9 protein-coding genes, 1 tRNA gene and 1 pseudogene are annotated in these 9,501 nt (G+C 60.2%); 9 read left to right on the top strand and 2 right to left on the bottom strand.

Annotated elements, in window-relative coordinates:
- Positions 1 to 432: pseudogene (locus tag AC2FEE_RS03320) on the bottom strand (IS6 family transposase); the annotation flags it as partial.
- A 68-nt stretch (positions 433 to 500) separates the two neighbouring features.
- On the opposite strand from AC2FEE_RS03320, the gene AC2FEE_RS03315 reads away from it, so the two are divergent.
- Positions 501 to 1,355 (top strand): hypothetical protein, encoded by an 855-nt coding sequence (locus AC2FEE_RS03315; protein WP_496863023.1) that lies wholly within the window; start codon positions 501 to 503, stop codon positions 1,353 to 1,355.
- A gap of 375 nt (positions 1,356 to 1,730) precedes the next feature.
- Here AC2FEE_RS03315 and AC2FEE_RS03310 read toward each other — a convergent pair.
- Positions 1,731 to 1,820, bottom strand: a tRNA-Ser gene (locus AC2FEE_RS03310).
- A 202-nt stretch (positions 1,821 to 2,022) separates the two neighbouring features.
- Here AC2FEE_RS03310 and AC2FEE_RS03305 point away from each other — a divergent pair.
- From AC2FEE_RS03305 to AC2FEE_RS03270, 8 genes are all read left to right on the top strand, one after another.
- Positions 2,023 to 3,210, top strand: a complete 1,188-nt coding sequence (locus tag AC2FEE_RS03305) for an SPOR domain-containing protein (protein WP_496863022.1) — start codon at positions 2,023 to 2,025, stop codon at positions 3,208 to 3,210.
- Between the two features lie 16 nt (positions 3,211 to 3,226).
- Complete coding sequence (locus AC2FEE_RS03300; RefSeq protein ID WP_496863020.1) at positions 3,227 to 4,393, top strand: D-alanyl-D-alanine carboxypeptidase family protein; 1,167 nt, start codon at positions 3,227 to 3,229, stop codon at positions 4,391 to 4,393.
- Positions 4,390 to 5,013 (top strand): dTMP kinase, encoded by a 624-nt coding sequence (gene tmk / locus AC2FEE_RS03295; protein ID WP_496863019.1) that lies wholly within the window; start codon positions 4,390 to 4,392, stop codon positions 5,011 to 5,013. The genes AC2FEE_RS03300 and tmk overlap by 4 nt, the downstream gene beginning before the upstream one ends.
- 10 nt (positions 5,014 to 5,023) lie before the next feature.
- Entirely contained in the window at positions 5,024 to 6,145 is a 1,122-nt protein-coding gene (locus tag AC2FEE_RS03290; protein WP_496863017.1) for a DNA polymerase III subunit delta', read from the top strand.
- Positions 6,142 to 6,948: a TatD family hydrolase gene (locus AC2FEE_RS03285; RefSeq protein WP_496863015.1), complete on the top strand. Its 807-nt coding sequence runs from the start codon at positions 6,142 to 6,144 to the stop codon at positions 6,946 to 6,948. The genes AC2FEE_RS03290 and AC2FEE_RS03285 overlap by 4 nt, the downstream gene beginning before the upstream one ends.
- Positions 6,945 to 7,742, top strand: coding sequence for an MBL fold metallo-hydrolase (locus AC2FEE_RS03280; RefSeq protein WP_496863013.1), 798 nt, complete (start codon positions 6,945 to 6,947; stop codon positions 7,740 to 7,742). The genes AC2FEE_RS03285 and AC2FEE_RS03280 overlap by 4 nt, the downstream gene beginning before the upstream one ends.
- Positions 7,743 to 7,784: 42 nt before the next feature.
- Positions 7,785 to 8,717, top strand: a complete 933-nt coding sequence (locus tag AC2FEE_RS03275; protein ID WP_496863012.1) for an AEC family transporter — start codon at positions 7,785 to 7,787, stop codon at positions 8,715 to 8,717.
- A 71-nt stretch (positions 8,718 to 8,788) separates the two neighbouring features.
- On the top strand, positions 8,789 to 9,487 hold the full coding sequence (locus AC2FEE_RS03270; protein ID WP_496863011.1) for a CbiX/SirB N-terminal domain-containing protein: 699 nt from the start codon (positions 8,789 to 8,791) through the stop codon (positions 9,485 to 9,487).
- The last annotated feature ends 14 nt before the right edge of the window (positions 9,488 to 9,501 follow it).

The raw sequence follows: 9,501 nt of genomic DNA, 5'->3' as shown, positions 1-9,501 counted from the left end.
ACGCGAAGCGATCGGTGACTACTTCTTCAGCTTTACCGTGCCGCTTCATCAATTTCCTGAGGAATTTCAATGCCGCCCGCTTGTTTCGACGTTTGGTGACAATGGCTTCCAGCACTTCGCCCTCATGATCGACGGCCCGCCAGAGGTAGTGTCTCTTGCCATTCACTTTCACGAAAACCTCGTCCACGTGCCACTTCCATTTGGAGTATGCTCTCAATTGCTGAACACGCTTTCTTCGGATCTCAGCAGCAAACATTGGGCCAAACCGTTCCACCAATACCGGACAGTTTCGTGACTCACGTCGATGCCTCGCTCGTGCAACAAATCTTCGACATTCCGAAGCGAGAGCGGGAAACGGATGTATAGCATCACTGCAAGGCGGATGATCTCGGGGCTGGTTTTGAAATACTTGAAAGAGGCAGGTCTGGTCATGGGCAAAAGCTACGCAAACGCCCTGCCCCGCTCAAGTAATGTTCTTCTGACAAGACCTCTGGGACCGGGTGCAGGAAAAAATGCGACAGGCCTCCAACCGCTTGCGGGCACGCGGCGGCTCCGATGCGCGCCAAAGCTCCAATGACCCCGGCGCCTGGCTCACCGGTTTGATGCAGGACGAAACTGGTGACAGGTTGACGCCAACCCACACCACCCGCAAGGGCCGACGATTGCGCTACTATATCTCCAATCGGTTGATCGCGGGCGGCAAGGATATCTCCGGCTGGCGACTGCCCGGCCCGGCGCTGGAAAACGTGGTCATTGATGTCATCGTCAGACAATTGCAAGACGCCGCCATCACGCATCGAGTTCTGGCGCTGCCGGAGGCCGGATCAGCCGAGGCAGTGCAGACTTCAGTTGCGGATTTCGTGACCCGGCTTCAAGGCCAAGGCGGTCAGTTCGGCGCTGATATTCTGGCCAGCGGCAGAATTGCACGAGGCCAGATCGACCTCGAATTGAACCGCAAAACCCTGGCAAGCGCACTTGGCATCGCCGCGGACCATCTGCACCCGGATCTCGCCCACGTCACCGCATCCTTCGATCTGCGCCGCCGCGGTGTCGAGGCCAAAGTCATCGCCGGAGAAACGGTACCCCAACCCGATCCCCACCTCCGTTCCATGCTGATCCGCGCCCATGGCTGGGCCCGTGATCTGAAAGCAGGAGTTCAACTGATGGAAATTGCGCGCCGGGAAAGCGTTCCCGGCGCTTTCATCCGTACCCGTGCTCAGCTCGCCTTTCTCTCACCGAAGATTCAGGCCGCGATTCTCGACGGCACCCAGCCGCCCGAACTCACACTCAAACGTCTGGTCAGCGTTACCCACGCACTTGATTGGGCCGAACAGGAATGTCTGTTCGACTTTTGACACCTCAAGAACCGGCCTCCCTGATACAGGGTTCGCCCTCCCTGATCCGTCGGAATAATTCCCTGTTCGCTCAAGAAAATTACCTGTTCCACCTTTTAGGGAATTTCCCACATAAGCCGCTGAAAAGCATACGGTTCTGACCTGCAAAACGTCTGATATTGAACCCGTCTCACGAAAATTCCCTGTAAATTGCCGGGTATCAGGGAAATTCAGCCCAAAGCGACCCCGCCAAAATGCGCCACTGAGACTGAGGCCTGAATTGCGTTCTGCGTGTACAGTCTGCTCCATCTCTGATTGAAAGCGCATGCGCCAACTCGCGGGAATTGCGACACAATTCCGGGTCAGAAAACACAACTGAAGTGAGACAGGTATGAGTGGCGGGGAGACAGGGATTCGAACCCTGGGGACGCTCTCACGCCCAACGGTTTTCAAGACCGCCGCATTCGACCACTCTGCCACCTCCCCGCGTGGGGCCGGGTCTAAGGCCAAGTTGAAACGGTGGCAAGAGCAAATAGGGAAATCTCGCCGAAGCGCGCGCAGTGGTCTTTCCATGGCACTTTGCCCACGTTATGCTTTGCAGGAAAGACCGAAGCAGACCGGCACGACAGAACCGGCGATCGGCGACGGGGCTCAGGAAACGAGGCCTCTTCAGGCAAGGGATGACAAAATGAAACGAGCGAGTGAGACACGCGCAAAACCGCGATCGCTGGCGGTGCTTGTCGTGGGATTGGCAGTTCTGGCCGGTTGTGAGGAGGGCCTGTTTCCGGAAGGGGCTTCATCAACAGACGCCCCAAGTGGTGACGCCCAGGCCGATGACAAGGTCGAACTTTTCCCGGATTTTTCGAAAACCTCGGGTGACTCAGTTGAAGCACCGGATGTGTTCAACGTGGTTGAGGCTGGTCTGTGGGATGGCCGTCCATCATTGGGTGGTATCTGGGTCGCCCATCCCGACGTCACTCAGCCAGAACGCGTCGTAATCAAGAACACGGCCAACAACAAATCCATCACCGGCGCCTTGTTCCGGCGGGAAAGAAGCCAGCCCGGACCGGCGTTACAATTGTCTTCGGCAGCGGCTGAGAAGCTGGGCATCCTTGCCGGGGCGCCAACCAAGGTCGAGGTCACCGCCCTGCGGCGCAAGCCGGCCGAGACAAAAGAACCGGAACCGGAAGAAGCCCCGGAAATCGAAACAGCGGAAGCCGCGCCTGAAACGGAAGACACCAAACCTCAGGACGGTGTGGCCGATACCTCGACGGCCGACGCGGAAAAGCCGGCCAAGCGCAAGTGGTGGCAAAAGAAGGAAAAGGTTGCCGTCGCTGGCGCAACCGGAACAGCTGCCGCAGCGGCAACCGACTCAGCAGCCGAGGCGACCACCGAAGCGGCGGAACAAGCAGTTGAAACAGCCGCCGAGGCGACACCGGCCCCCACTTTGTCGGACCCGAAAGTTGCAGCGCCAGAAGAAAAACCCGCCAAACGGAAATGGTGGCAAAAGAAGAATCCTGACACGATCACCGAAACACCTCTGGACCCCATCGCGGGCGCAGCCGCCGCCATTGACGCGGCAGAGCCGACGCCGGCCACCACAACCGCCGCAGCGACATCTCAGAAAAAGACCCCGCGCGCACTGCCCAAACCATTTGTTCAAGTAGGAACTTTCAATGTCGAAGCCAACGCCGAGAGCGCTGTCTCGAAGATTGAGCGGAATGGCATGTCCGCTGATATTCGTGAGTTGAAATCCGACGACAAAACGGTCTGGCGCGTGTTGGTTGGTCCGGCGAGAACCCGCGCGGAACGCAATGCGATACAGCGCGACGTCAAGGATCTTGGCTTTACCGACGCGTTCACCGTCAAAAACTGAAACAAAGGAGGCCCCCGTGCTGTCCTCACTTCGATCATCTGTTTTGCCCCTTGGGTTGGCGCTGTTTGCCCTGCCCGCCCATGCTTTCGACACGCAGGCCCGCGCGGCCTATGTGATGGATCAGACAACCGGTACAGTTCTTCTGTCCAAAGAGGCGGATCAGCCGCTTCCGCCAGCGTCGATGTCCAAGCTGATGACGCTTTACGTCGCGTTCGAGGCGCTGCGCGATGGCCGCTTGACGCTAGATGAAACCTTACCGGTTTCCGAACACGCGATGAGCTACGGCGGCTCGACCATGTTCCTGAACACTCAGGACCGCGTCCGGGTCGAGGACCTGTTGCGCGGTATCATCGTTCTGTCAGGCAACGACGCCTGCGTGGTGATCGCCGAAGCGCTCAGCCCCGATGGAACCGAGGCCGGGTTTGCCCGCTACATGACCCAGCGCGGCAAGCAGATGGGCATGGACAACTCGAACTTCTCCAATTCCAACGGCTGGCCTGCAGCGGGTCACATGATGTCAGTTCACGACCTTGCAGTACTTGCAGATCGGCTGATTTCGGACTTCCCGGAATACTACCCACTGTTCGCCGAGGAAGTGTTTGAATTCGATGGCCGCGCGCCGTCGAACAAGCGCAACCGCAACCCGCTTTTGAAACTGGGGATCGGCGCAGACGGTCTGAAGACCGGCCACACGCAAGAGGCCGGGTATGGCCTTGTCGGCTCGGCCAAGCAGGGCGATCGCCGGGTGATCTTCGTTCTCACCGGCCTCGACAGCACTGCCCGCCGCGCAGAGGAGGCTGAGGCCGTGGTTAACTGGTCGTTTCGAAATTTTGTCGAGAGGACAGTTGCCAACGCGGACACTCCGATAGCCGAAGCCAAGGTCTGGATGGGTGCGCAAAAGACCGTGGGTCTGGTGCCGGAAGAGGATCTGTCGCTGCTGTTCCCGGTTCTAGGCGACAAGAATATCGAGGCCGAGGTTGTTTATGACGGCCCCGTCAACGCGCCAATTGAAAAGGGTCAGCAACTGGCTGAGCTGGTTATCACGCCAGAAGGTCTGCCGGAAATTCGCCGCCCTCTGGTGGCGTCTGAAAGCGTCGCGGCCGGAGGTTTCGTAGTGCGCATGATGACCGTGGGCGGCATCGTTCTGACCGATGTGATCGGCAATCCTCTGGACGCATTGTGACGAGACCCGGGTTGTTTCTGACCTTCGAAGGCATTGACGGATCAGGTAAATCCTCGCAGGCGCTTATGCTCGCGGACCACCTGCGTGATCTGGGCCATGAGGTTGTCCTGACGCGCGAACCCGGGGGATCAGCCGGGGCCGAGGAAATCCGTCGTCTGGTTCTGGAGGGCGATCCCGACCGTTGGTCGGCCGAGACGGAACTGTTGTTGTTCACCGCCGCGCGTCGGGATCATCTGGAACGCACCATCGAACCGGCGCTTGCCGCAGGCAAGGTTGTAATCTGCGACCGGTTTGCCGACAGCACCCGCATGTATCAGGGTCTTTCGCGCGGCAACCTGCGTGGGTTGGTCGACCAGTTGCACGCACTCATGATCGGGCGCGAACCCGACCTGACACTGCTGATCGACATGGATCCGCAAACCGGCCTGACCCGCGCCAAAGGTCGTCAGGGCACCGAAGAGCGGTTCGAGGATTTCGGCATAGATCTGCAGAAAAAGATGCGCGCGGGCTTTTTGGCGCTGGCGGATGAATTCTCGGACCGTTTCCGTGTGATCGACGGCAACCGGGACATGGACAGCGTAGCACAGGATGTGACAGATATCGTCCTACAATCATTGTGACAGACGATAGATGAGCGACGACACCCCAACCCCGGATCAGGCCCCCGGCGCCCCGCACCCGCGCGAAACCCGACACCTGTTCGGACAGGCTGAGGCCGAGCAGGCGTTTCTGAGCGCTTACACCTCGGACCGGTTACATCACGGCTGGCTATTGATCGGCCCGCGCGGGGTCGGCAAGGCAACCCTGGCTTGGCGGATTGCCCGCTTCTTGCTGGCAACACCACCGGTCGAGGAGGATGGTTTGTTCGGCGCTCCACCACCGCCGGTATCACTGGAGACCGATCCCGACCACCCCGTCGCGCACCGTATTCTGGCCGGGGCGGAACCGGGTCTCGCCGCTATCACCCGCTCACTCAACGACCAGGGCCGGTTGCGCAACGAAATCGTTGTCGACGACATCCGCAAGCTTGGAAAATTCTTTGGTCTGTCATCCGCCGATGGCGGGCGTCGGGTCGTCATCGTGGACTCGGCGGATGAAATGAATGTCAGCGCAGCCAACGCCCTGTTGAAAATGCTCGAAGAACCACCTGCGCGAACAACCTTGCTACTGATTTCGCACCAACCGTCGCGCCTGTTGCCGACGATCCGGTCGCGCTGCCGCACCCTGCGCCTGTCGCAGTTGGGAGCAGAAGACATGCAAGCCGCCTTGTCGCAATCCGGTGCAGAACTGCCCGCCCAGACCGATCATCTGGCAGCACTCGCCGCAGGATCTGTCGGCGATGCGGTGCGGCTGATCAATTTGGGCGGCTTGGAGATCTACGCCGAATTGATCGCCATTCTGGGCACCTTGCCCCGCATGAACCGCCAGCGCGCACTGGCGCTGGCCGAGGCCGCCGCCCAGCGCGGCGCGGCGGACCGTTTCGAACTGCTGCTGACCCTGATCGACGTCGCCCTGTCCCGCCTTGCCCTGACCGGCGCAACCGGAGCGCCTCCTGTCCCCGAAGCCGCTCCGAACGAAGCGGAAACGCTGGCCCGCCTGTCTATGTCACCATACCAAGCTCGCCAATGGGCCGAGGTCGCCGCGACCATCACAGCCCGCGCGCGACATGGTCAGGCGGTGAACCTTGACCCTGCCGCTCTGGTCCTAGATACGATGTTCAAGATACAGGAAACCGCCGGTCAGAGCAGATGAGCGACACGCCCCAGATCACCGACAGTCATTGCCATCTGGACTTCCCCGATTTTGAGGGGCAGCTGGACCAGATTGTAGCCAACGCTGCCGAAGCAGGCGTGACCCGCATGGTCACGATCTGTACGCGCTTGCGCAACGAGCCTATCGTCCGCGCCATTGCCGAGACCCACGCGCCCGTCTTCTACGCCGCTGGCACCCACCCCATGAGCGCGGCGGATGAGCCGATGGCCACCGTCGACGAACTGGTCGCGCTGTCCCAGCACCCCAAATTCGTGGGCATTGGCGAAACCGGGCTGGATTACCACTACACCGCTGACAGTGCCGAGGCGCAGAAACAATCCCTGCGCATCCATATCGAGGCTGCCCAGCGCACCGGCCTGCCCCTGATCATCCACGCCCGTGCAGCCGACGAAGACATGGCGCGCATTCTGGCCGAGGAATACCGCAGCGCGCCTTACTCCTGCGTCATGCACTGCTTTTCGTCCTCGGCGGAACTGGCCAAAGCCGCTCTGGATCTGGGCTTCTACCTGTCTATGTCCGGCATCGCCGCCTTTCCCAAAAGTCAGGAACTGCGCGATATCTTCGCCGCCGCGCCGGTTGACCGCGTACTGGTGGAAACCGACGCGCCCTATCTGGCCCCGCCGCCATATCGCGGCAAACGCAACGAACCGGCCTATACCGCTCACACCGCCCGCAAAGGGGCCGAAGTGTTCGGTATGGACTATGCCGATTTCGCCGCCCAGACTCAGGCCAATTTCGACCAGCTGTTCTCCAAGGCCGCAACCTATAAGGCGGCCGCATGACCGAACTGCGCTGCACCATTCTCGGCTGCGGTTCCTCCGGCGGCGTGCCCCGGCTAGGTGGACATTGGGGCGCGTGCGACCCGAACAACCCTAGAAATATTCGCCGCCGCTGCTCGATGCTGGTAGAGCGCGATGGGCCTGAAGGCACCACATCCGTCCTGATCGACACGACGCCGGACATGCGCAGCCAGTTGCTCAGCACCGGCACCGGGCGGCTGGATGGGGTGGTCTATACGCACAGCCACGCGGACCATGTTCACGGCATCGACGACTTGCGTATGATCGTATTCAACATGAAGGCACGTATTCCCGTCTGGGCGGATGGAGACACCCAAAACGACCTGCTGGGGCGGTTCGGATACGCGTTCGTCCAACCCGAGAGCTCTCCATACCCGCCTATCCTGGACCTGAAAACCATCGCCGATCCGTTCGAGATCGACGGCCCCGGTGGCGCAATCCCGCTTCATCCGTTCAAGGTAAACCACGGCTCGATCGACTCGCTGGGGTTCAAGATGGGCAATCTGGTCTATCTGCCGGACGTGGCCGAATTCTACGACGATTCATGGCCCTTACTGGAGGGTTTGGACTGTCTGGTCATCGACGCCCTGCGCCGGTCACCGCACCCCACCCACGCGCATCTGGAAAAGACGCTGGGGTGGATCGACCAGTTGAAACCCAAACGCGCGGTGCTGACCAACATGCATATCGACCTCGACTATGACACGGTCGACGCCGAAACCGCCGATCACATCACCCCGGCTTTTGACGGCATGGTGATCCGTCAGGCTCTGTAAAGCGCTGCGGATGCAGCCTGCGATATCCATCGGGGTGGCAAGATGCTGCAAAACCTGATCGACGTCATTCTGCCGGTTTTCCTCGTGATCGGCGCGGGATACGCCGCGACATCTTTGGGGTACTTTAAAGAGGTCCATGTGGACGGCCTCATGAAATTCACCCAAGGCTTCGCGATCCCCTGTCTGCTGTTTCTGGCAATCGCGCATCTGGACCTGAGCGCCAGCTTCGACCCGCGCTTATTGGCCAGCTTTTATACGGCTGCGGCGCTGTGTTTCACCGCAGGCCTGTTTGGCGCCCGCCTGATCTTTCACCGCGAATGGGAGGATTGCGTCGCAATCGGGTTCTGCTGCCTGTTCTCGAACTCGGTATTGTTGGGCCTGCCAATTACCGAACGCGCCTACGGCCCCGAAAACCTGTCCGGCAACTATGCGATCATCGCCTTCCACGCCCCGTTTTGTTATGCCGTCGGTATCACCGTAATGGAGGTGGTCCGCAATCGCGGCAATGGTGGCACGCGCATGATCAGATCCGTCTTGACGGCCATGTTCCGCAACGCGCTGATCCTTGGCATTTCACTGGGTTTTGTCGTCAATCTGTCCGGGATCGGCGTGCCCTCCGTAGTGGACGAAGCGCTCGGCCTCATAACCCGCGCCGCCCTGCCCGGAGCCTTGTTTGCTTTGGGCGGCGTACTGGTCAAATACAGGCCTGAAGGCGATCTGCGCGCGATCGCCTATGTCTGCGCCATTTCACTTATGCTGCACCCCAGCCTCATGTGGTTGTTCGGTTCGTCGGCTGGCCTGCCACAGGACCTCTTCCGCTCGGGCGTTTTGAACGCGGCGATGGCGCCCGGGTTCAATGCCTACATCTTTGCCAACATGTATGGCCGCGCCAAACGAGTCGCGGCCTCGTCTGTGCTGATCGGGACTGCCACTTCCATCCTTTCAGTCTGGTTCTGGCTGACACTTTTGGGCTGACATCCGAACGGTTTGGATTGACTTTGGCGCAGTAGGAAACACCTATCGGGAAAGCGGACAGGATCAAAAAAATGCCCCACGCCCTTATCGTTGCCCATGGCCAGCCGTCTGACCCCTTCCCGGCGGACCAAGCGCTGGCCGCCTATGCCGCCGAGGTGGATGCCTTGTGTGACGGTGTGACTGTGCATTCCGCCACTCTGGCCGCACCGGGCGTATTTGAACAACGCCTGTCAGAACTGACAGATGATGCTGTGATCTATCCGCTTTTCATGGCCAAGGGCTGGTTTGTCACCGGCGCCCTGCCCAAGCGTCTTGCCGGGCGAAACCTGCACATTCTCGATCCCTTGGGGGTTGATCCCGACCTGCCGGACCTGGTTGCAGCGGCACTACGTGACACGCTGAACGAAAACCGATGGACCCCGGAGGAGACCGATCTGGTGCTGGCCGCCCATGGATCTGGTCGCAGCCGCAACCCCTCTGCGGTGGCCCGCACCTTTGCCAACGATCTGGCACAGCACCTGACCTTCAAGTCGGTGCATTTGGGTTTTGTCGAAGAGCCGCCCTCCATCGCCGAAGCCGCTGCCGGCCTGTCCACTCAAGCGCTGTGCCTACCGTATTTCGCCTGCAACGGCGGTCATGTGCTTGACGATGTTCCGCAAGAATTGAACGCGGCAGCATTCAAAGGCCAAGTGACTCCGGTGGTCGGTGAACTGCCCCGAATCAAGCACCATGTTGCATCCACCCTGTCCCGCTATTTCCACGAGACCTGACCGGCCGCACACCC

It is taken from the genome of Ruegeria sp. YTSC199 (assembly GCF_059609725.1).
This window is presented reverse-complemented; position numbering and strand designations above follow the sequence as displayed.

What these genes read in the sequence shown, in the direction of transcription:
- AC2FEE_RS03305 (WP_496863022.1), top strand. Translation starts at nt 2,023, where the DNA reads ATGAAACGAGCGAGTGAGACACGCGCAAAACCGCGATCGCTGGCGGTG.
- AC2FEE_RS03290 (WP_496863017.1), top strand. Translation starts at nt 5,024, where the DNA reads ATGAGCGACGACACCCCAACCCCGGATCAGGCCCCCGGCGCCCCGCAC.
- AC2FEE_RS03285 (WP_496863015.1), top strand. Translation starts at nt 6,142, where the DNA reads ATGAGCGACACGCCCCAGATCACCGACAGTCATTGCCATCTGGACTTC.
- AC2FEE_RS03280 (WP_496863013.1), top strand. Translation starts at nt 6,945, where the DNA reads ATGACCGAACTGCGCTGCACCATTCTCGGCTGCGGTTCCTCCGGCGGC.
- AC2FEE_RS03275 (WP_496863012.1), top strand. Translation starts at nt 7,785, where the DNA reads ATGCTGCAAAACCTGATCGACGTCATTCTGCCGGTTTTCCTCGTGATC.
- AC2FEE_RS03270 (WP_496863011.1), top strand. Translation starts at nt 8,789, where the DNA reads ATGCCCCACGCCCTTATCGTTGCCCATGGCCAGCCGTCTGACCCCTTC.